Origin of the sequence: Aliivibrio sp. S2TY2 (assembly GCF_028765525.1) — a bacterium.
Classification (GTDB): domain Bacteria; phylum Pseudomonadota; class Gammaproteobacteria; order Enterobacterales; family Vibrionaceae; genus Aliivibrio; species Aliivibrio finisterrensis_A.
In genome coordinates this window covers 14,998-37,884 of sequence record NZ_JARACS010000010.1, presented here as the reverse complement: position 1 = coordinate 37,884, position 22,887 = coordinate 14,998, and the positions used below count along the sequence as shown (strand labels likewise).

19 protein-coding genes and 5 tRNA genes are annotated in these 22,887 nt (G+C 38.1%); 5 read left to right on the top strand and 19 right to left on the bottom strand.

Features of this window, described 5'->3' with window-relative positions; all coding sequences use genetic code 11:
• Positions 1 to 52 precede the first annotated feature (52 nt).
• The 3 genes from nrfD to nrfB are packed head-to-tail and all read right to left on the bottom strand — an operon-like array spanning position 53 to position 2,292.
• A complete protein-coding gene (gene nrfD / locus PVK63_RS14780; protein ID WP_130087684.1) occupies positions 53 to 1,009 on the bottom strand; it encodes a cytochrome c nitrite reductase subunit NrfD in 957 nt (318 codons plus the stop codon).
• A gap of 1 nt (position 1,010) precedes the next feature.
• Positions 1,011 to 1,697 (bottom strand): cytochrome c nitrite reductase Fe-S protein, encoded by a 687-nt coding sequence (gene nrfC, locus PVK63_RS14775; RefSeq protein ID WP_130045588.1) that lies wholly within the window; start codon positions 1,695 to 1,697, stop codon positions 1,011 to 1,013.
• 1 nt (position 1,698) lies between these two features.
• Positions 1,699 to 2,292 carry a cytochrome c nitrite reductase pentaheme subunit gene (gene nrfB, locus PVK63_RS14770; protein WP_130087683.1) on the bottom strand — a complete coding sequence of 198 codons (594 nt, stop codon included), beginning with the start codon at positions 2,290 to 2,292 and terminating at the stop codon, positions 1,699 to 1,701.
• A 481-nt stretch (positions 2,293 to 2,773) separates the two neighbouring features.
• On the opposite strand from nrfB, the gene nrfA reads away from it, so the two are divergent.
• Entirely contained in the window at positions 2,774 to 4,213 is a 1,440-nt protein-coding gene (nrfA, locus tag PVK63_RS14765) for an ammonia-forming nitrite reductase cytochrome c552 subunit (RefSeq protein ID WP_130087682.1), read from the top strand.
• A 138-nt stretch (positions 4,214 to 4,351) separates the two neighbouring features.
• Here the strand turns inward: nrfA and PVK63_RS14760 are convergent, their stop codons facing one another.
• The 3 genes from PVK63_RS14760 to PVK63_RS14750 all read right to left on the bottom strand — a co-directional run bounded on the left by PVK63_RS14760 (position 4,352) and on the right by PVK63_RS14750 (position 8,379).
• The gene (locus tag PVK63_RS14760) at positions 4,352 to 4,996 is read right to left on the bottom strand and encodes a TPR domain-containing protein (RefSeq protein WP_130087681.1); all 645 of its coding nucleotides are present in this window, start codon (positions 4,994 to 4,996) and stop codon (positions 4,352 to 4,354) included.
• 184 nt (positions 4,997 to 5,180) lie between these two features.
• A complete protein-coding gene (locus PVK63_RS14755) occupies positions 5,181 to 5,954 on the bottom strand; it encodes a phospholipase A (RefSeq protein ID WP_130087680.1) in 774 nt (257 codons plus the stop codon).
• A gap of 79 nt (positions 5,955 to 6,033) precedes the next feature.
• Positions 6,034 to 8,379 carry a helicase-related protein gene (locus tag PVK63_RS14750; protein WP_130087679.1) on the bottom strand — a complete coding sequence of 782 codons (2,346 nt, stop codon included), beginning with the start codon at positions 8,377 to 8,379 and terminating at the stop codon, positions 6,034 to 6,036.
• Between the two features lie 154 nt (positions 8,380 to 8,533).
• Between PVK63_RS14750 and PVK63_RS14745 the strand changes: the two genes are divergently transcribed.
• The 3 genes from PVK63_RS14745 (at position 8,534) to PVK63_RS14735 (ending at position 11,367) form a co-directional block, all read left to right on the top strand.
• Positions 8,534 to 10,222, top strand: a complete 1,689-nt coding sequence (locus tag PVK63_RS14745; protein WP_130087678.1) for an NAD-dependent malic enzyme — start codon at positions 8,534 to 8,536, stop codon at positions 10,220 to 10,222.
• Positions 10,223 to 10,331: 109 nt separating this feature from the next.
• On the top strand, positions 10,332 to 10,664 hold the full coding sequence (locus PVK63_RS14740; RefSeq protein WP_130045581.1) for a DUF3392 domain-containing protein: 333 nt from the start codon (positions 10,332 to 10,334) through the stop codon (positions 10,662 to 10,664).
• A gap of 25 nt (positions 10,665 to 10,689) precedes the next feature.
• On the top strand, positions 10,690 to 11,367 hold the full coding sequence (locus PVK63_RS14735) for a SanA/YdcF family protein (protein ID WP_130087677.1): 678 nt from the start codon (positions 10,690 to 10,692) through the stop codon (positions 11,365 to 11,367).
• Positions 11,368 to 11,434: 67 nt separating this feature from the next.
• Here PVK63_RS14735 and PVK63_RS14730 read toward each other — a convergent pair whose 3' ends face one another.
• Together PVK63_RS14730 and PVK63_RS14725 are read right to left on the bottom strand one after the other, a co-directional pair.
• Complete coding sequence (locus tag PVK63_RS14730; protein ID WP_130087676.1) at positions 11,435 to 12,766, bottom strand: GGDEF domain-containing protein; 1,332 nt, start codon at positions 12,764 to 12,766, stop codon at positions 11,435 to 11,437.
• 368 nt (positions 12,767 to 13,134) lie between these two features.
• Positions 13,135 to 14,445 carry a MipA/OmpV family protein gene (locus PVK63_RS14725; RefSeq protein WP_423734710.1) on the bottom strand — a complete coding sequence of 437 codons (1,311 nt, stop codon included), beginning with the start codon at positions 14,443 to 14,445 and terminating at the stop codon, positions 13,135 to 13,137.
• Between the two features lie 188 nt (positions 14,446 to 14,633).
• Here PVK63_RS14725 and PVK63_RS14720 point away from each other — a divergent pair, with 188 nt between their 5' ends.
• The gene (locus PVK63_RS14720) at positions 14,634 to 14,987 is read left to right on the top strand and encodes a hypothetical protein (RefSeq protein WP_130087674.1); all 354 of its coding nucleotides are present in this window, start codon (positions 14,634 to 14,636) and stop codon (positions 14,985 to 14,987) included.
• Positions 14,988 to 15,026: 39 nt separating this feature from the next.
• Here the strand turns inward: PVK63_RS14720 and PVK63_RS14715 are convergent, their stop codons facing one another.
• The 11 genes from PVK63_RS14715 to torR form a co-directional block, all read right to left on the bottom strand.
• Positions 15,027 to 15,869 carry an energy-coupling factor transporter transmembrane component T family protein gene (locus tag PVK63_RS14715; RefSeq protein ID WP_130087673.1) on the bottom strand — a complete coding sequence of 281 codons (843 nt, stop codon included), beginning with the start codon at positions 15,867 to 15,869 and terminating at the stop codon, positions 15,027 to 15,029.
• Complete coding sequence (locus PVK63_RS14710) at positions 15,859 to 17,568, bottom strand: ABC transporter ATP-binding protein (protein ID WP_130087672.1); 1,710 nt, start codon at positions 17,566 to 17,568, stop codon at positions 15,859 to 15,861. Before PVK63_RS14710 ends, PVK63_RS14715 begins: the two co-directional genes overlap by 11 nt.
• Positions 17,569 to 17,571: 3 nt before the next feature.
• Positions 17,572 to 18,123: an ECF-type riboflavin transporter substrate-binding protein gene (locus PVK63_RS14705; protein WP_130045574.1), complete on the bottom strand. Its 552-nt coding sequence runs from the start codon at positions 18,121 to 18,123 to the stop codon at positions 17,572 to 17,574.
• Between the two features lie 369 nt (positions 18,124 to 18,492).
• Positions 18,493 to 18,579, bottom strand: a tRNA-Leu gene (locus PVK63_RS14700).
• 101 nt (positions 18,580 to 18,680) lie between these two features.
• Positions 18,681 to 18,754: transfer RNA gene (locus PVK63_RS14695), tRNA-Cys, on the bottom strand.
• A 76-nt stretch (positions 18,755 to 18,830) separates the two neighbouring features.
• Positions 18,831 to 18,917: transfer RNA gene (locus PVK63_RS14690), tRNA-Leu, on the bottom strand.
• A 185-nt stretch (positions 18,918 to 19,102) separates the two neighbouring features.
• A tRNA-Gly gene (locus tag PVK63_RS14685) sits at positions 19,103 to 19,178 on the bottom strand.
• A gap of 11 nt (positions 19,179 to 19,189) precedes the next feature.
• A tRNA-Cys gene (locus PVK63_RS14680) sits at positions 19,190 to 19,263 on the bottom strand.
• Between the two features lie 127 nt (positions 19,264 to 19,390).
• Positions 19,391 to 20,335 carry a 23S rRNA pseudouridine(2604) synthase RluF gene (rluF, locus tag PVK63_RS14675; protein WP_130087671.1) on the bottom strand — a complete coding sequence of 315 codons (945 nt, stop codon included), beginning with the start codon at positions 20,333 to 20,335 and terminating at the stop codon, positions 19,391 to 19,393.
• Positions 20,336 to 20,453: 118 nt separating this feature from the next.
• The gene (locus tag PVK63_RS14670) at positions 20,454 to 21,899 is read right to left on the bottom strand and encodes a hypothetical protein (RefSeq protein WP_130087670.1); all 1,446 of its coding nucleotides are present in this window, start codon (positions 21,897 to 21,899) and stop codon (positions 20,454 to 20,456) included.
• Between the two features lie 191 nt (positions 21,900 to 22,090).
• A complete protein-coding gene (gene torR / locus PVK63_RS14665; RefSeq protein WP_130045571.1) occupies positions 22,091 to 22,789 on the bottom strand; it encodes a two-component system response regulator TorR in 699 nt (232 codons plus the stop codon).
• Positions 22,790 to 22,887: the final 98 nt, after the last annotated feature.

Below are 22,887 nucleotides of genomic sequence, written 5' to 3'. Positions count from 1 at the left end.
CCATGCCTGTAACTACCTATATGGGAAGTAACGTTAGCATGGCGATACCACATTATACGACGGTCATTTGTCCCGCATAAAGCACAAACGTACGCAGCATTAATACACCAAGTAAACTTAGTGATGTCACAACAAAAATAAAGCCTTTACCATGAGCGACTTCTTTTGGCGCAAATGCATTAAGGGCTAATGGCGTAAGCATACCTAAGCCAATCACACCAACCCAGAACCAAGTTCCCCAAAAGCCACCACCAATAGCAGCCCATGCAGCAGCCTCACCTTGACCTCCACTGAAAATTAAGCCAGTGAAAAAAGTAACTAATACAAATAATTCAAACACCACAACTGGACGCTCAAAGTTATGTATCCACTTTACAGATGTACTATGACTTGATTCTTTAAACCCAAGAACACCGAACAGTAAACACGCCGCGGCCCCCGAAGATAAACTTGAGAACAAGAATAAAATCGGTAATACCGGATTATTTAACATTGGGTAGGTTTGTAATGCTGATAATAAGAAACCAGTATAAGCCGCCAACATAACCGCTAGCACCGCTAAGAAGATTTCTAATGCATTCTCAAACTGTTCTATCTTCAACAAGATCGTGTCGATAAAACCAAACTTCCCTTTTAAGAACCCCATGATCTCTTTTCTAAAGATGACCCCTATCCAAGCAAACAATACGACCATATACACTTGGAATAAGATAACCCCCATCGACATTACTGACGTTGGATTAAAGAAGATCATAATTTTCCAAAAAGATAACGGTTTAGTTAGGTGGAAAATCAAAATAGTAAGACCAGCAATAATACCAAATGGCGCTAATATTGCCGTCGCCTTGATAATGCCATTATCCGCAGGGTTACCTTCAATCACTTTACGTTTTAAGTAAATAGATATCATAACCGCACCGGCAGACATGCCAGCTAAGAATAGATAGATCGCAATGATCCAATCCCATACCAAAGAGTCAAAATTAAACGCAGCTTCCCATGCACTCATCTTAAATCTCCCCTTTTTTATTTGGGATCTTATACAGCTTAGGCTTGGTGCCTAGATCCACTTTGTCACGGTATACTGGGTTATTATTTAATACCGTATTAATTTCGCTGTCTTTATCGTTTAAATCACCAAAGATCAGTGCTTTTGTCGGGCAAGATTCAACACAAGCAGGTTGCTTCCCTTGTGCTAAATTAGTCTCACGACAAAAATCACATTTATCTGCAGATTTAGTAACAGGATTGAAGAAACGAACTTGATAAGGACACGCTGCTAAACAATAGCCACAACCCACACATTTCTCATTATGAACATCAACAATTCCTGTTTTTTCATCTTTATAAGCAGCACCTGTCGGACACACCATCACACACGGCGCGTTTTCGCAATGCTGGCATGATTTGCGTGTAAAACGATAATCAACGTCAGGAAATTCTCCGCGAGGTTCACTACGGATAATCTCTAAGCGAGAAACGCCTTCTGGCACACTATTCACTTCACGACACGCTTCGGTACATGCTGTGCAGCCAATACATGCATTCTCATCATGGACCATGCCATAACGTTTTGTTCCATCTTCCATTGAGTAAGCCAGTGTTTTTTTACTGCTCATCAATGACGTCGTTGCAACTCCGGTAGTAAAGATAACCGCACCAGAACCAGCTAAAAAATTTCGTCTAGAACAACTCATACTATTCTCCTAGCTTATTTTCTTTCTGATTAAAATCAGCGTGGCAATCAACACACATCTTAATCTTCGTTGAATGATCAAAAGAAAGCACAGCCTCTTTTTCTCCATGAACGACATGACAAGATGAACAAGTTAAGTTTTTAGCATGAACGTCATGCGTCCAGCTGTCGTCTCGTAATCTCTCTGAGGTGTGGCAATCAGTACATTGGCTATTAGCTTGTAAAATTTCATCAAACGAGAGGGTCACTTTTTCCGTGCCTTGCTTTGATTGTGCCGCAGAATATTTTGTAACTTGAGGTGCGCCTTCTCGGTGATCAGGCCCAATTGATTTATGACACTCAACACAATTCACATCACGTTTAAGAATCGCAAATGACTCTTCTCCGTGTGATCCCTTAAGTGTCTCTTTTTCATCTTTATGACATTGTGTACACGCATAATCGCGGTCACGAATTAGTGTCACCTCATGTCGAGTTGATGCATCGGCCTTAATTTGGGGCGATTCATCCGCTGCAACATTCAGAGACAAACCATAGAGACAAAATGCGAAGGTAAGCTTCAACATTGTGGCTATGGCGAGTTTGACTTTGCCCATTATATATCCTTCCCTTTCCATACTATTTGATGCTGTAAAACATGAACAAATAGGAGGGTGAGTAATTGTAATCCTGAAGATTTCCCTTCAGATTTTGGTATCAATTCTCATTGGATAGTTTAGCCACAACGCTTAACAAATGTATTTTATAACTAAATGTGTCTAAATAATACAACTTGTATCTAATTAACTCTCAGCTTATACCTCTTTTGTGATAGTCATCAATAAATCATTATCTTGTTGTATTTCAACAAAAATAAGAACCATTCTTAACAAGAAAGGTGCAAATTAACACTTTAGGGTTAGTTATCTTTATTGGTGATATAGATCACTTATGTAACTTGATGTAAATCAACTCTAGCTTCGATGAAAAAATAAGCATCTTGCATTTACGCTACACTAAGCAAAGTTTCCAATTCTGATTGATAGTCGCTTTCACAACGCTTGGCTAATTAATTAAAAGAATATTGGAGATACAATAGTGAAAAAGCAATGGACCCGTCGTTCAGCCGCTGCAATTGCCATGGTGACTACGTTATTATTAAGTAGCCACAGCTTTGCTGCATCTGAAAACAGTGAGCGAGTTGACCCTCGCAATGAAGCCTATGCAACTGAGTACGCCGATCAATACGATACATGGCGATCTACCTCTGACAGTGTGCAAATCGAAGACGCATTAGCTGAAGATCCAAACATGGTGATCTTATGGGCTGGCTACGGTTTTGCTAAAGACTACAACAAAGCTCGTGGGCACTTTTATGCTGTCGATGACGTAAGAGAAACCCTTCGTACTGCTGGCCCTACCGATGAAAAATCAGGCCCTATGCCGATGGCATGTTGGAGCTGTAAAAGCCCTGATGTTGGGCGTGTAATCGAAGAACAAGGCGAAGACGGCTATTTCTCTGGTAAATGGGCTCGCTTAGGTAGTGAAATCCAAAACCCAATTGGTTGTGCCGATTGCCACGATACTCGTAGTGAAGAGTTTAAAAATGGTGGTCCTGCACTGGCATTAACCAAGCCCCATGTAGAGCGTGCTATGGACGCTATTGGTAAACCTTTTGGTGACCAATCTCGTTTAGACCAACAAGCTGCCGTTTGTGGTCAATGTCACGTAGAGTACTACTTCACTGGTAAAACTAAAGCCGTTAAATTCCCTTGGGATAAAGGAACTACGGTTGATGAAATGGAAGAGTACTATGATGAGATCGGTTTTAAAGACTGGACACATAAAGTATCTAAAGCACCAATGCTAAAAGCACAACATCCAGGCTATGAAACATGGCGAGATGGCATTCACGGTAAGAACAAAGTCACTTGTGTGGATTGTCATATGCCAAAAGTGACAAAGGAAGACGGCACTGTATACACTGACCATAAAGTTGGTAATCCGTTTGACCGTTTTGAAGACACCTGTGCAAATTGTCACACGCAATCTAAAGAAATGCTACAAGGCGTTGTTGCTACTCGTAAAGCTCAAGTACTAAAAATGAAACTCACAGCGGAACGTCAAATCGTTGCTGCTCATTTTGAGGCTGGTGCAGCATGGGATGCCGGTGCAACTCAAAAAGAAATGGAACCAATCCTACAAGACATTCGCCACGCACAATGGCGTTGGGATTATGCGATTGCTTCACACGGCGTACATATGCATGCTCCTGAAGTTGCCCTAGAAGTATTAGGGACTGCGGTTGATAAAGCAGCAGATGCTCGAACTAAACTTGTTCGCTTACTGGCGAAAAAAGGCATTACAGACCCTATTGCAATTCCAGACATCTCTACTAAAGCTGCTGCACAAAAAGCACTAGGTATGGATATGGATGCAATGAATGCAGAGAAGAAACACTTCTTGGAAACCGTTGTTCCACAGTGGGAGGAGCAAGCTAAAGAACGTGAATCAAGAGATTACGCTCCGATTAAATAATATGTGAATTAGCTCAATGTTACACATACGGAGCTTTAACACACTTTTCAAGCAATAAAAAAGCCGACACTTTATAAACTAAGTGTCGGCTTTTCTGTCTCTTTAACTCTTTAACTCTTTAACTCTTTAACTCTTTAACTAGCGACGAGCTTGCATCAATTGTTTCGCTTGGTTAATTGAATTAATGATCGTAACCCTATCTACATCTACTCGTTCTGAATTTAAAATTTTCTGCCAAGCATTTATCGCTTTTTGATAACGGAATGTCACAAAATGATCAGAAGCAATTAAGGTTAATGCTGCTTGGTTATATTCATCTAGCTCTAACGCTTTATCCAGTAAGGCTTGGATTTCTTCATCAATAATTTGAGAGTGAGCGTAATATAACGTCGTCGCCTTTGCTGCGTATTGATTTGCTGTTGGCTCATCAGTAAGGCGCAGTGCATAATCAAAACAGATACTTGCATTAGAAAACTCGCCATTGAGTAAATACCCCTGGCCAATCTCAAACCAAAGTTCGGCATCATTAGGTGATGCTTTTAACTGATCTTCTAAATAACGCATTTTATCGCTATACGACAGCGGGCCTAACGGCTCTGTAATGGCTTTATTATTTACAGCAAATTTTTCTGGTCGTAGGCCTGAAGAAAAAATAACAATCATGCTGATAACAACAAAAAATATCATCCATGCTGGATTTAAAGAAGTCGCTTTATCTCGACTGTAAAACCACCACAAAACCGCGGCGATAATTACAAAACTCAACAACATCATTATAATCATATTGTATTCCCTAGAAAAAAACTGGCGCGATCGTAATCCATATTATAAATGATAGCAATGATCGCTATCATAGTAAGTGGCCTCATTTCTCGGCCTATACTTAACGATCAGCATCGCATTTATAATTTGCATAAAAAAGCCCCAATAAATATTGAGGCTTAATGATTATAAATAGTAACTTGAATTAATTTGGTGGAATTAGCTTCATTCCTAAACCAATTCGAGTTTGGTCATGATCATAATCAATTAAGGTTTCACCGTATCCCTTCCAGGCTTGAACATATAAACCAACAAATTTATTTAAATACAAAGTATAGCCTGCTTCTGCTCCACCTTTGTTTGTTCCAAAATTATAATGAAAACGTGTATTAAACTGGCCTATATCATTTCCGAACTTTAGCCATACGTCATAGTCACCTAAATAGTCAGTCATGTCTTCATTTGGTGTTTCATCAGCAAAGACATACCACGCTCTAACACCATACTGAACAGGACCGTCAATGCGTTCTAAGGCACCATACATTCTATCCCAACTACGAGATAAACTAGCTGTTTGTCCATTTGATTCATGGATATAACCTATCTCTGCATTATTAAATAGCAACATATTTGATTGATGCATTACAAAGAACTGAGGCTTATAGTTGGTTTCTCTAAAAGGGGATGAAATATCACTGTTTCCCAACTGCCATAATGATTTTTGTGTATATGCAAACATAACCGATGTACTTTGATTGATCGGAATAATTGGAACGGCTAAAGAAAATTGAAATTTAACTTCAACTTGTTGTAACCCATCAGCATCTTCAAAACCACCTGCTACATAGGTATCTTTATTCAACTCATTGGTATAGGTACCTAATACATAGCTGTCTTCATAACTATGAATACGATTTAATTCTTTTGCTGATGTTACAAGAGGAATAGCCAATGCAATTAATAGCATCCATTTTTTCATAATTGACCTTTTGTCAGTAACTTGCCTTTTTACATAGTAGAAGCAAAATGTATACCGACATTCCACTTTTTATGTGTAATTATCTTATATCTACTTTGCGACTGTTTTTTTTATATTGAATACGCCACCCAGACCATGTAGGAAGCTCCCATCTTTTGAGATCGCTCTTTCTATCGCCTTTTATGTACGTTAACACGATACGTTTGCTCGAAGGGAAATATTCAACAGACACGGTTACATCGGGTAATACAACGATTTGAGGATACGTTGATAAGAAATCATTCAATTCCCATTCAGGGATCCCATCATAAATAAAATCATCTTCACTAAACATCTCCATATCCTCTAATGAGGTAACTCCCAGTTCTCTTAACTCTTGAGTGAACCAAGACTCAAACGTCATTAGGGAGATCTTCTTATTGCCATTTAATTGACAATATAGCTGCCAAGCGGCAATTTCCGTTTCTCTTTTCTCCTTAAGTGATGGCAAGATGCAACCGTCAATCACTTGAGAAACGATAACCGCTATTGCATCCTCTTCTTTCGGTTCAACATAAACCGTTTTCAATAGTCGATTGGCGTAGTAATAATCATGCGCTATTTTAATGTCTTGATTATCATTAACACATTCACCAACTCGACATTCCGCCAATCCACTTTCAATGACCCAAGAAATATCTATCGGCGCCAGTGCCGTTGCAATTGTTAGTGTCTGTTTATTGCCTCTTCCAGGTAAAGAAAACTGATTAAATATAATAGCGGCTTCATCAGCAGGTAAAAAATGATTATTTCGACCAAGAACGACTTCCAAATAACCATTACCAAAAGCTTCTCTTCGTTTCTCTCTACGAACAAAAACCAACTCAGGCAGCTTTTCTACCAATTGCTGTAGCACTTCCTCTCTTTTCAATCGACTACTGACTGATAATTCTGGTAGCCCTAATTCATTACGGATCTGCTTTGCTAATGCCTGAGCTTCTTTACGCAATTCATCATCAATCATTAATCCTTCACAATCATGACTTCGAACAATAGAGACTAAAGTAACGAGATCACAGGATTTAGGGTTCCAACGCAAAAACTCATCTCGTGCCATTTCTGAATTAGCGATTGAGAACAATTTATTTGAAACAGAAAGCCCCGCCACTAAATCGGCAACGGTTTCTTTTTCAGATCGCCCTTTAACTACCGAAAGCATATGTGAAAAGAGGGTATCAATGGGTAAGGGAAACAATTGCGACCCATAATCAGTGATCATAAGCTCACTGTTTATCGCTCCCATTTGTTGTAGTTTTTCTTCGGCTAACGCTAATGATTTTTCTGGTAACGGCTCTAAGAATGTCATCTCTCGCAAAGCTTTCTTACAACTGGCAGACGCCAATACCGCTTCAACTAACTCTTCTCTTTGCAGTTCTGGCGGTGTCATTTTTTCGAGTGGAGCATGTTCACCATACAATCGAAGTGCTTGACCGGATTGAGTTCTTCCTGCTCTTCCTGAGCGTTGATCGGCACTCGCTTTAGAAATGGCTTGAAGAGATAACGTAGTTCGGCCATTTCGTTGGTGTGTTCTTCGCTCTAATCCAGAGTCAATAACCACCGTGACATTTGGGATGGTAAGGGAAGTTTCTGCCACGTTAGTCGAAAAAATAATCCGCTGTTGGCTCGACTGAGTTAATGCTTGCTTACGATGTAAGTCTGATACCCCTGCAAACAGAGGGATCACTTGGTGATTAAGATATAACCCTGCGGCTATTTGTACGCATTGTATGATTTCTTTTTTACCTGGTAAGAACACCAATATATCGCCAGTTTCTCCTCGCTGAATAACCGTTTTTAATGTTGAGATAATTCGCTGTTCGATGTTCCTTGCCGATGGCATTTGTTGCGAGTGCTCAGAAATATGCGATATTTTAACGGTAAACTGTCGGCCTTTAGCAGTTAAAACAGTGGCGTTTGCATAGATCGCTAATGGCTTAGTATCTATGGTAGCAGAAGTTAAAATAAGACGATGCTGTTGATGATCATGCAATAACGATAATAATAGATCCGTATCCCATCGACGCTCATGAAACTCATCAATCATAATATGAGAAAATGAAACTAATTTGTCTTCCATGAACCACTTTAATGCGATTCCAGGGGTCACAAATACAATCTTACTCTCTTCACAATATCGACTATCGAGTTTTATCGTATACCCAATATCTTCCCCCAAAGCCTTACCACTTTGTAGTGCTAGATATTCTGCCAATGCGGTACAAGCTATCCTTCTCGGCTCAATGACTAAGACACGTCCATGCTCCGCAGCCCATAGTGGCAAGTGTGTTGATTTTCCTGAACCCGTTTCAGATTGAACGACTGCATTTTTGGTTAAAATAACAGATGAAAACTCAGAACGAATGGCATTAATTGGCAACAAAAACATACAAACCGTAAAATAATAGAATATTTGACTACTCTAGCGGATTTGATTGATAAAAACATGACTCTATTCGCACTTTATTTTCATTCACGCTTTGATATTTGTTTAAAGTAGGAATAGGATCTGTGGTTCATTCTTGATTTGAAGAAGCATAACAATGAATAACAACAAACGTCCCCTATATATCCCTTATGCTGGCCCAGCACTTCTAAGTACCCCTCTGCTAAATAAAGGCAGCGCATTCAGCACTACTGAGCGTAAATATTTTAACTTAGAAGGCTTACTTCCTGAAGCAATCGAAAGCATCGAAGAACAAACTGGTCGCGCTTATAAGCAATATCAAAGTTTTGAAAATGATATGGATAAACATATCTACCTACGTAATATTCAAGACACGAATGAAACCTTGTTTTATCGCTTAGTTCAAAACCATATCAGTGAAATGATGCCCATTATTTATACGCCTACCGTTGGTGCTGCGTGTGAAAACTTCTCAAATATTTATCGTCGTGGTCGTGGGTTATTTATCTCTTATGAGAACAAAAATCGAATTGATGACCTATTAAACAATGCCGCAAACCAAAACGTAAAAGTAATTGTAGTTACTGATGGCGAACGTATTCTTGGCCTTGGAGACCAAGGTATCGGAGGCATGGGTATCCCTATTGGTAAGTTGGCACTGTATACCGCATGTGGTGGTATTAGTCCTGCGCATACCCTACCTATCGTTCTTGATGTAGGTACGAATAACCCTCAACGTCTTGCTGACCCTATGTACATGGGCTGGCGTCACCCTCGTGTAACGGGTGATGAATACGCTGAGTTTGTTGAGGACTTTATTCAAGCTGTTCAACGTCGTTGGCCTCAAGCACTTGTTCAATTTGAAGATTTCGCACAAAAAAATGCGATGCCTTTGCTTGAGCGTTACAAAAATCGTATCTGTTGCTTTAATGATGATATCCAAGGTACTGCTGCCGTTACTGTGGGCTCTCTACTTGCAGCATGTAAAGCCGCGGGCAGTTCATTAGCTCAACAACGTGTTGCCTTCTTAGGTGCAGGTTCGGCGGGTTGTGGTATTGCTGAAGCGATTATTGCTCAAATGGTATCTGAAGGTATTTCTGATGCGCAAGCACGTTCACAAGTGTACATGGTTGACCGTTGGGGCTTACTGCAAGAAGGCATGCCAAATCTACTTGATTTCCAACAACGTTTAGTACAAAAAGCTGAAAATACGAAAGACTGGGTTTCTGAAGAGCCTAACTATTCACTTGTCGATGTTATGCGTAATGCAAAACCAACCGTATTAATTGGTGTATCTGGTGCTCCTGGCTTATTTAGCAAAGAAGTTATTCAGGAAATGCATAAGCATTGTGAGCGTCCTATTGTGTTCCCATTATCAAATCCAACAAGCCGTGTTGAAGCAACGCCAAATGATATAATTCGTTGGACTAATGGACAAGCACTAGTCGCAACAGGTAGCCCATTCGATCCGGTAACACACGATGGTCAAACTTACCCAATTGCACAATGTAACAACAGTTTTATCTTCCCTGGTATTGGTCTAGGTGTACTGGCAATTAAAGCAACTCGTGTTTCTGATGAAATGTTACAAGAATCAAGTCGTGCATTAGCAGAATGTTCGCCACTTGCTATTAATGGCTCTGGTGCGCTTCTTCCACCACTGGAAGAGATCCACACAGTATCTAAGAAAATTGCCTTTGCCGTTGCTAGAAAAGCAATTGAACAAGGGTATGCTCTAGAGATTACTGACGAAGCACTGCATCAAAAAATTGAGCAATACTTCTGGAAACCAGTATACCGTCGTTACAAACGTACTGCGTTTTAATTAAAAATTTCCACCAAAATCAAAACCAGAGAAAATTTCTCTGGTTTTTTTTCAACTATATGTTTCTATTACCTATATATTAACTAAATAAAATTAAAAAGATGCTAACATGAATCACGTGATTTCTTTCTTTAACTCAATGGGAAGCTACTTAACCCCATACTTATCAGATATTTCAGTTGCTATGATTGCTTGTGCTTTAGTCATGCTAGGAGGGGATATAAATCGAGCACTTCGTGCTTTTCTATCTGGTAAACACTTTTTAATTCGTACCTGTGCTTTTATCGGTGTAAATGCTTTTGGTTATGGCCTATTAATTGTAAAAGCATCACCCTTTCTCACTTCTGCACTGCGATCTATTGAACCTGCTTTTATGCTTGCTATTGTTCTTTCTACCTTTATTATTATCGGTATGTGGGCACAAAAAAATCGCCAAGTATAATATCTACTCATCAAGTTGAGGCTCAATGAAACTCCCTTTACTTCATCATGTTAAGTTATGGTTGAAAATTATCACGCTAATCATAGGGGTTATTGTATCTGCTGTTCTGCTGGCAGATTTATCGATTTCTTTATCTACATCATCTCAACTATATAAAAATATTGAAACGCTGCCCTCTCAAGAAACGGCTCTTGTTCTTGGCACGAGTAAATATATTCGCCGAACGTTAAATCCGTACTATCAATATCGTATTGATGCTGCCATTGAGTTATACAAACAAAATAAAGTAACCCACTTTCTATTAAGTGGTGATAACGCTCATCGTTCTTATAATGAACCATGGACAATGAAAAGAGACTTATTAAAAGCCGGGATCCCAGAAGAAAATATTACTCTTGATTACGCAGGCTTTAGAACACTTGATTCTGTACAGAGAGCGTCACAAATATTTGACGCGAATAGCCTTACCATCGTAACTCAAAAATTTCATTGTCAACGAGCTGTGTTTATTGCTAACCACTTCTCTATGGATACAGTCTGCTTAGTAGTACCTTCTCCTACAGGGTGGGCAAATACAAAAATCAGAATAAGAGAAATATTGGCGAGAACGAAAGCTTTATTAGATTTGTATATTTTTAATGTACAACCTAAGTTTCTAGGCCCAAAAGAACCTATCAAACATGACCCCACACCTATAGACTAAAAAGCCTTATTACAAATTATATAAGGCTTTTTATACACTATTTTTATACGATTAAGAGCTGCAATGCTTAATTTCTATAGTGCAGGCTATCATTAATGCCCATAATATTAGCACTGGTTATTACTCGATTTCGTCCTGCATTCTTTGCTTTATATAACGCATCATCAGCACGAGCAATAACCTCACTTATACGCTCATCTTTCATTTCTGCGACACCTAAACTACAGGTCAGTGACTCATTATGACACCATAAATGATGCTCAACGGTTCGGCGAATGTGCTCTGCTTTCTCTGCCGCTTGTTGTACATTATGGTTTGGGCAAAAAACGATAAATTCTTCCCCTCCCCAACGCACCAAAAAATCTGTATTTTTAATTGCACTTGCCACGACTAACACAAACTCTCTTAATATATCATCTCCAATTTGGTGACCAAGTTTGTCATTAATCTTTTTAAAGTAGTCGATATCTATATAAATAACAGAGAAGGTCTGTTTTCCCCAGCGAACTTGTTGAGACATTTGATCTAACCAATCGCGTACTGCATTTCGATTTCGAGCCCCAGTTAATGAATCACGATGCGCAAGCTCTGCAAATTCAACATTCTTCTCTTTAAGGACATCATTTAATTTACGTAATCGACCTTCACGATAAGCACTTGCTTTAAGGCTTCTGCTTAATCTCTTTTGTTCATGTACAACATAGCCAATAATTATAACCAACCACATGTACAAGATAATTTTGAGTAGTGTGTTCTCTTTTATCCATGAGCCACGTAGCTCTATGCTATTTATCGTCATTTCAAAATCCCCATTTGTCACTGTCGATGGCGTGGCGATTTCTATTATTGATATATTAGTAAATTCTGGTGTGGTATGTTCGACCGGTACTTTATAATCCGCAATCCACCAAGTCAGAACCTGAAAATCAGACAAAGCAATTTCTTTAGGTCCAGCATTAAACCCTGGCTCGTACTCAACCCCATTAAATTTTAATGATGCTTCATCATTTCGTTTCGTGTATATAGGGTTGCTGTTTCGCAAATACACACGTAATCGACCATTTGGGTCAGCACTTTTATAGTCTATATCTAAAATAAGTTTTGAGTACGATGAAAGATCAATACCTTCAAATACACTGTCGGACAGATGAATAGCCAATTCACAATATGGCCAAGCATATTTTCCTTTTTTCATGGCACAGCGCATTGAAGGTTTGCCATTTTTTTCAACTAAAACAGCCTCACTGATGCCGCCAACTTTTTTATCATCCGCCGCATAATATTGATATTGTTCAGGGCTAATAGTAATCATTTTAGTATCCCCCTTAAAGTGATACCAAACTAACGCCCCAATAGACAAAATCAACATTCCTATTGTGATTTTTTGAAAAACTCGCATTGTATTCCTTTACCAAGCTTATCGAATTTTTAGACATTCATTCCAAAAAATAATAACGCACATATTTCGCTTCGCAAAACAAATTTTATCGTCTCTATCTAAAAAGTATAAATAGCACGATTTTTTATGACTAATATCAAACATTCAATACAATCAGATAACACTATTGATAGTAATAATAGGTAATGCATTGATAAGAAAGGATAATATTATGACTAAACGTTATTTATTTGGCCTTCTTGTGTTTTGTAGTATTCTGTTGTGGGTTTTAATTATTACACTTTGATATAAAATAAAAAGTCAGAAATAACAATGGCGCTCAATATGAACGCCATTTTTATTATACTTAACTAGATGGAACTATTTATCTAAATATCGAATTGAATATAAATAGAATTGTAGTTACTGCCGCCTTTTATACGATTATATTGGGATGAGTTTTCAAAAATTGCAGAGCGGTGATGAATACTATAACCAAGCCATACACCATCTAAATCTCGCTGATTAAATAAATCACCCAAATTCACATCAAAAGAAAAATCTAGATAGTTTAATAACTTACTTTCTTTATACCCCTTTCTATCCATTTCAGACTGTTCGATGTAAGAAACGCGATTGATGTATGATAGACCTTCAGCAACACCAAATCGCCATTTGGTTGGCCATGGGATCGTCGCGTAAGCCTTAATCGCAACAACAAATTCTGAATTTAAATTTTGTACGTCTGATTGCCAATGCTGAACATAACCAGGTGTTAAGTACAAATCGATGGGCAGTGAAAATAGCTCATCCGTTAAGGGTAGACCATAAAAAACAGACGTCATTTGGTTATTATGCGGGTCTTTTTCTGAATCTAAGCGAATAATATCGCCAATATTAGATGGTGTAGCCCAGCCATGAGCTATACGTAAATATGGTTTATTTGTTATGTCTTTGCGAGAGGAAGTACTGCTATCTGTAAAGAAACCCACCCCTAAGAAGTATTCAAATTCCCAACGATTATCAATATATTGGCTACTGTATGCACTATCATCTAAACGAGATACATAACTACCGCCAAGAAGATATAGATTAGACGTAACATGATAACGAGACATAAAGCCCGCTTTTACATCAACACCTGCACTTAATGTGTCATTGTTGCTGTCATTTAAACCATAGTAATAACTATTAAACTCTGATTCTTTCCATCGAGCTTCTATGCTTGGATTAAACCACCAATCTCCTGATTCTATTTCTGCCCCAAGTCTAAAGTTCATGTAAGAGCGAAATTCAGGATCAACCATTAATTCAGTACCAAAGAACCATTCATTATTGATGCTATATCGAGCTTGGAGACCGGTATCCACAACATCTCCACCTGCCTTATTTTGAGCTTCTTTAGGTAGGTCAAAATAACGCAAACGCATTAATGCACTTAATTGCCAATCACTCTGTTGATATAGGTATACGCCACCTTCCATTCCATTAATAAAAACGTAATCATTCTCGAAGAACATCATTGGAATAAAAGTCGATACTGTTTCAGTCTCTGTTGTATACGGAATACTAGCTGTTCGAATAACCGCAGCAATACCCCAGTCCTTTTCTTTTTCCTTTAGGGGAACAATCTGCTCCTCTTCGCTATTATGATGCTCTTCTGAGTAAGCCGAGCTGACAAAAAGCAATGGAACAATAATTAAACATAGGCGCTTTAGGTTAAAAACATATTGATACAAAAGAAGTACTCTACATTAAGTTAACAATAGGGATTGGTTAAAAGACAAACGAACTAAGCAATTGAAGTAAAATATAATTTCACTCAACTTTAGAATTTAAGTATAGTGTTGATACTAATGAATAGTAATCCATCTCTTGAGAAAAAAGTGTGAAAATTTCAAAACTGATTCAAAACTTACAAGATATTCAAGCATCCAGTGACGATGACTTAGAGGTCGTAACAGGTGAAGAATGGTTTCCAGAACAATTATTAAATACTTCAGTAAACCATAACATGACATTCTTGCACTTTGACCGCATGCCTAGTGATATTCCAGCTGAGATTGACGCTCGTGGCTTTCTTGAGCATGAAGAAGTGCTTATTAAAAAGCTCATTAATAATGTGATTTTTAGCGAACTAGAGCCTGAAGATATTGTTAATAAACTTACTTCGATGTTAATTTTCAGCCATGAAAACATCAGCTCTGATGTGATTGAACACTTTAGTGAAACCGAAAAATAAAAAGTAGGTACAATACCTACTTTTGATTATTTAATGCTATTACCCAAATGGATACCAAAAGAGACTCGTTTCAACAACACGCTTGGTAATAGCTAAAATCACAATAACTAACAACCCACTCATCATGAGCTTATCTGTTCTTGTTATTACTTTTTCACTAAACCATGTTCTGCTTTTCGCTCTTCCAAAACCTCTTAATACCATAGCATTAGAGATTTCATCCGCTCTATCTAGGCTAGAAAAGATCAATGGCCCAAGTATTTTTGCAATATTACTAATACGAGTAAATACAGGCACGTTCTTCGATAAATCAACTCCGCGAGCTTGTTGTGCATGCATAATGTTCACAAAATCGCTTTTTACTTCAGGCAAATAACGTAATGTTAAGCTTACTGCATAAGCAATTTTATACGGTAAGCCAATACGGTTTAAACTTGCAGCAAATTCCGTTGGATGTGTTGTAAATACAAACACAAGAGCAATTGGGAACATACTAAAGTATTTTAAAGTTACGGTTATTAAGTAAAATAAGGTCTCTTGTGTAATCGCATAACTACCAAAAATTGGCATTATCACGGTTGTTGAACCCAGCAGTTCATTGCCTTGATTGGGAGCAAGTAAAAACATAAACACCGCATTCATACTTAGAACTGTCGCAGTGCCAATCAGTAATGGCTTATATGCTTTAAATGGCACTTTTGTCGCCCTTAGCAAATATAAACCAATCATGATCAGCGGAACAATGATCCGCAAATCAAATGTCGTCAAGACCACCGTTATCCATGTTATAAATAGAAGAAACTTGGTTACGCCATTTAAACAGTGAAGCCAAGTATCTAAATCCACATAGTTAATACCAAAACTTTGTTTATTAGTGGACATTCTTTTTACTCTCATGTTCTGCGGTTATGAACTGCTGTATAAAGCCTGTAATATTGGTAATACCTAGCTTCTCTGCTAGCTCATATAGGCTTGTTACGGTTAAATTTGCTTTATTTAACAATTCCGGTTTACTAAAGATATGAGTTACTTTTTGATCAGCAATACATTTACTATCGGCAATTACAATAGCGCGAGTGGTATGCTCTAATACTAGGTGCATATCATGCGAAATAATAAGTACAGTTAAACCAAGTTCACGATTTAGCTGATTAATGAAGCTCAACATCGAGGTATAATTTTGATAATCTTGCCCAGCAGTTGGCTCATCAAGGATCAATAATTCAGGTTCAAGAACCAAAATTGATGCAATAGTGACTCGCTTCTTTTGCCCATAGCTCAATGCATCAATAGGCCAGTGACGAAAACGGCTTAATCCGCATAAATCTAAGGCTCTAAGTACTTTATCTTCTGTTTCTTTTTCTGATAAACCACTATTCACTAAACCAAACGCAACTTCATCATAAATCATATGGTGAGAAATCATATGGTTGGGGTTTTGTAGTACCACTCCCACTTTTTGTGAGCGCTCATAAATAGACAACTCGGCGAGATCTTGGCCATTTAATACAATAGAGCCTTGATCAGGGTGTAAAACGCCCATTACAAGTTTTGTTATTGTCGATTTACCAGATCCATTTTTGCCTAAAATAGAGACAAATTCGCCTTTATTCACCGTAAAAGAGATATCTTCTAGTGCATTGATCTTACCATCGTATGAATAGCTCAGGTTTTCAATAGATAAAAGCGTCTCTTCTCTTACTTCTAAAGGTGTTGAAGGCTCATTATCTAAAAACCAAGAATCAACCGCTGGTTTAATTTGATTGTTAGGGATTGATGCTAGATGACTACAGTTTGCTAATGAGTTAAGGTCAATACCACATCGTTTTAATAACGAAATATACAATGGCTCTCTAATACCGTGCTCTGCTAATAGCGGGGAGCGAATTAACGCATCAGGCGTCATATCCGCAACTATTTCACCTTGATCCATTAAAATAATACGATCCACAGAACGATAAAGAACGTCTTCCAAACGGTGCTCAATAATAACAACCGTTTTACCACTGTTTTTATGCAAATCATCAATGATGTCAATCGTTGCCTTGCCTGTTTTTGGGTCAAGACTTGCTAATGGTTCATCAAACAATAAAATATCAACATCGTCTACCAGAATACCGCCAAGTGATACTCGCTGTTTCTGCCCGCCACTAAGGTCGTAAGGCGATTTTTTCAATAGCTGTTCAAGGTCAACCATTTTAGCCGTATCACGAACAATCGGGTACATTTTAGCTCTTGATACCATTTGATTTTCAAGAGCAAAAGCAATGTCCTCACCTACCGTTAAGCCTACAAATTGACTGTCAGTATCTTGTAAAACCGTACCTACATTTTCAGTGTATTGTTCTATAGGCCATTCTGACACATTATGGTCATTAATATGAAGTTGACCCTGGCTCTCGCCTTTAATGGTATGAGGAATAAGACCATTCAAACATTGGCCTAATGTTGACTTACCACTACCGCTTGGGCCGATAATTAAGATCTTTTCTCCTTGCTCTATCCTTAGATTGATATTTTTAAGCGTCGGCTTATCCTGTGACGCATATCGAAAAGAGAAATTAGAAAAGGTTACGCTCATTTATTATGGCGCCTCTGTTAGGTTTGTGCTTTGCTGCTTACGTTTTGCTAGGTTAGTCAAAATAAAGTAACCCACGATCGCAATAAGCACCGTATTACCTGCTGCAATAATGCAAAGCTGCATAAATACTTTTGTGAATGGTTCTGCATATAAAATAGTGTCTAAGAAAGCAGAAGTACCGTAACCAATTACATTGCCTGCAAAGGCCAATACAACGAAAATGAAAAAGTCTTTTTTATCAAAAAGTCCCGATTCAATACGTTTTTTTGTAATGATAGGAAATAAACCAATAACCAAGCCAACAATACCAGAGCCAAGTACCCACGTAAGCCAAACTCCCCAACCTGCAAACAAATCTGTTACCCAGTGGCCAATAAAACCAACTAAGAAGCCTACGATCGGTCCATAAAGTACCGAGAATAGTGCAAGCACAGCCATGGCTGGTTTTAATGTTGTATTCGCAAATACAGGAATACCAAACATTGGTAAGCCACCAATACCATACAGAGCAGCACCGATAGCAATAACAACAACAGTTTTAGCAGAAAGGTTCATAATCTTTGCCTTGAAGCATAAATGAGATAAATAACTAGAAAGGCGCGCATTATACAGTAACTTGCGCGGTTTGGAAATATTTACATCTAGACGTCTACACGTTTTTTAAGGCACTAATTACTCGGTTTGATATAATACCAATCTACATAAGTATTTGATCATTCTTGCTTGTTAAAATTGATTATATCTGCGTTATAAATTTTGTAATTAGATCCACTAGTTACTGTAATTTATGCCTTGCTCTAATCGATTTTTCCTACGTAATTATCTGAACAACTACTTATCCAGAATGATATAAATTCGGATAGCCGTTTTGATTTAATAGAAAAGAAAAAAGGCTCATCATTTCTGATGAGCCTTTCTAATTGATGGTGCCCCGGGCCGGACTTGAACCGGCACAGCGCGAACGCCGAGGGATTTTAAATCCCTTGTGTCTACCAATTCCACCACCAGGGCACGCAATTTCTTGCGATGCTTCTAACCATGACTCTAATTAAAGAGAGGTGACACCATCTTCATTACCGCTATTGCCGTAATGTTTAATTTTATTGAGTAAGTGGAGGCGCCTCCCGGAGTCGAACCGAGGTCCACGGATTTGCAATCCGCTGCATAGCCACTCTGCCAAGGCGCCATTTTTACTTACACTATTACTTTTATGTTATTAAATAACACGTTATATTAAAATTTACATTTCAATATAAAATAGATGGTGCCCCGGGCCGGACTTGAACCGGCACAGCGCGAACGCCGAGGGATTTTAAATCCCTTGTGTCTACCAATTCCACCACCAGGGCACGCAATTTCTTGCGATGCCGCTTACTGAAAAGTAAAACACCATCTGTAATTACCGCTACTGCAGTAACTTTTAATTTGTAGCGACATACGAGGTTCCCGATCTTCAAGGCTTAGGCGTGACCTCAACCTTGGCTAGGTTGCTCTTCCATACAAAAGAACATTCAACGTATTTCACTTTAAAATCTGGAGCGACACACGAGGTTCGAACTCGTGACCTCAACCTTGGCAAGGTTGCGCTCTACCAGCTGAGCTAGTGTCGCATTATAAAGAATGGAGGCGCCTCCCGGAGTCGAACCGAGGTCCACGGATTTGCAATCCGCTGCATAGCCACTCTGCCAAGGCGCCATCTCTTTACGGGGCTTAATGTAACTGATTTAAAAAAAGAGTCAAACAAAAATTTGAATTTAACTCTCTGTTTGTAGACTTTATCGCCAAAACGTTGATAATTCAGCTAACATGTTGAAAAAACAACCTATTTAGCGCGCCATACTTTAATTTCTGATTGCCCCTTCCCTTTCGGTTTACGATCAGTATTACGGTTTGAGCTAGGTTTACCAAAACGCTCTTCTTTGGCTTTTTCACGACGTTTTTCATTAAACGTATTATTTGAGTGGTGATTACGACCTGAACTTGCTTTTTTCAAGACTCTAATCTTCCCATCAACTTCTTTAATTTTACGAGAGGCTTCTTCCGTTTTACTTGATTCACCTATCATACTATTAATCTCGTTCATTTCAGAAGCCGTTAAATAACGCCACTCACCAGAAGCCAATTTGCCAAGATCAATATTCATAATACGCACACGTTTTAGTTTAAATACTTCATAATCTAAGTATTCACACATACGACGAATTTGGCGATTTAACCCTTGAGTTAACGTAATTCGAAATACAAATCGCGATTCTTGTTTAATCTTACAAGGTAAAGTAACCGTATCTAAAATAGGTACGCCTGCTGCCATTTTCTGTAAGAATTCCTCAGTAATCGGTTTATCAACACGCACAACATATTCTTTTTCGTGAGCATTACCCGCACGCAAGATCTTATTTACAATATCGCCATCACTGGTTAAAAAAATCAAACCATCTGACGGCTTATCCAAACGTCCAATTGGGAAGATACGTTGTTCATGGTTAATGAAATCAACAATATTCCCTTCAACATGACGTTCAGTTGTACAAGTAATACCTACGGGTTTATTAAACGCAATATAGATACGATCTTGTTTCGCTTTTAGTGGTTTACCATCAACTAAAACTTCATCACCTTCAGCAACTTTTGTTCCCATTTCAGGAACCTTGCCATTAATAGTAATACGTTCTTGATCAATAAGCTTATCGGCTTCTCTGCGCGAGCAGTAACCTGTATCACTGATGAATTTATTTAAGCGTGTTAATTTAGGTTCTGGTGATGTCATGATGTACCTCAAAAAAGTGAACAAGCGCAGTTTATCAGAAACGGATAAATATCCAATAAAAAAGCACCCTCAGCGATTACCTTGGGTGCTTATATCAACAAAATCAAAAGTGTTAATATTATTTGATCTCTGTTTCTACCTTAATTTCTTCTGCTGGTGCAGACACTGTTGTACTCTCAACTGGTATTGACTCAGCGTCAACATTTACAGCATCAGTTGATGATACTTCTGCTTCAACAGTTTCAGCTACCACTTCTTTACTCTCTTGAACTTCAGCCTCTTTAGCATTAGTTGGTTCAGCAATCGCTGCCGTATCTTCTACTGTGGTCGGCTCTTCAGAAGAAGATAATGATTCTTCTGCTGCTTTTTCCGCTACTTCCTTTTCTTTATAAGAGGCAATAACTGAATTTAAGTTGTTAATTAGATTATCATTACGCTCTAATTGTTGAGTTAATACAAGCACTTGCTTTTGAACATCAGCACGGTCATTAGTTTGCTTCTCAACGGTAACTTCTAAAGTCTTAATTTGAACATTTAGATCTTTAATTTTTGCTTCCAGATCAGCGGTATTATTTTTTTCATGCATTTGTTGCACATCAGCCAGAATGGATTCGGTTTGAATTCTCAATGGTTGATCACGGTAATCATCACCGTTAATCGCTTGAGATACAGAAAGTAATTTATTCTCAAACTCTAAAACGGTTTGTTCAAATTGGCCATTTTTAACTGCTTTCAATAACTTAACTTCAGCTGCCATATTTTTTAAATGATCAATCTGAAAACGTGTTTTAGCAACTACATCCGCAATCAGTGCCTGATCACGATTGTTCGCTTGAACCGCTTTTTTTGTTTTGTCTAATTCTGCTTTTGTTTGCCCATAGCTAATGGGTGCAATGGCTTTAAAACCTTTACTTGATAATATTGAAAACTCTTTTTCTAATGGCTCAACATGAATTTTCAGTGTCGTTTTGATTTCCGTCACTTTAGCTTTAGTCAGGAAAGAAGCCTGCTCTGTTTGTGCTTCAGCAATATCATCTTCGATAACCGTAACAAATAAAGCTTTGTATTGTTTATTTAGGTTAGCAAACTCCTGAGGGTAATAGCGTTGCACATCAATTGAATTGATATAAGTCATCTGAGCGATTGCATCAGACAGCACGATATCTGCATTTTCTTTGTAGCTTTTTAGTTTATTAAATTGTGCATCCGCATTGGTTACTAATGACATATATTTAGCCGCATAAGAACCTGAAGAGAACATTGAGTACTCTTCATTAATTAAACCTGGCTCTTTTTCGATTTCTAAGAAAATCTCTTTCGCTTCTAGCCATTCATCCATCATAGAGGCATAAGTAGACTCTGAATAAATTTGGAACTCAGAAACTGAATCAAACGTCGTTTTATCCAGTGAATATTGCTTCTGAAGTGCATCAAATGTTGCTATTGATGGCGTATTTTTATTCTGTTCAACCGAGACTGCTGAGGTTTCCCCACCAGTACTTTGACAACCCACCACACCAACTAATGCTGAGGCAATCACTGCCACTTTGAAATATTGTTTCATCCTAAACCTATTAATAATTATGTTTGAATAGACAAGCGCAAGCACTCTAGGCTTATTTTATTATAAAAAACATTTTTAATCAGCTTTTCTTATAGATGAGTCACTAATTATATTGACAACTAAATAGGCAATAAAAAAAGCCACTCAAATTCTGAGTGGCTTTTGATAAAATAAAAATAACTTAGGAGAGGTTAATCTCCTGCAAACATATAGCCTTCGCCATGAACAGTAACAAAAATTTGTGGGTTTTTAGGGTCCATTTCCATTTTTGCACGCATTCTACGGATCAATACATCAATTGTTCTGTCATTTGGTGCATCTACTCGATGACTTATCATATTCAAAATACGCTCACGTGATAGAACGGTATTAGGATATGACGACAGCGCAACTAACAACTCATATTCTGCTTTTGTTAATTTTACTGGCTCACCATTATTTGATAATGCTCGACGTTGAATATCAAATGTCCACTCGCCAAAACGAACTACATTTGATTCATCTAACTCTGCCGGTTCATTAGCTAATGACATACGCCAAAATAAGTTTTTAACTCGGACTAAAAGTTCACGTAGCTCAACAGGTTTAGTGACGTAATCATCAGCACCCATTTCCAAGCCTACGATTCGATCAATACTATCAGTTCGTCCTGTAACAAGAATAATACCAATATTAGATTGGCTACGCAGTTCGCGTGCCAACAATAAACCATCCTCTCCTGGTAGGTTTATATCAAGCATAATTAAATCAACTTTTTGTTCAGCCAAAATAGTTCGCATTTCTGCACCTGTTTCAGCCTCGCTCACTTGATATCCCTCGGCTTCAAAATAGCCTACAAGTTTAGAGCGAGTTACCACTTCGTCTTCAACAACTAAAATGTGATAGCTCATAATTTTCTCTTTTTATGGTTATTTGGATGGTTCTTATCTTATTCTATTCATATTTTGTAATAATGCCAATTTTCAATTGATATATCTGTGATTTGTTT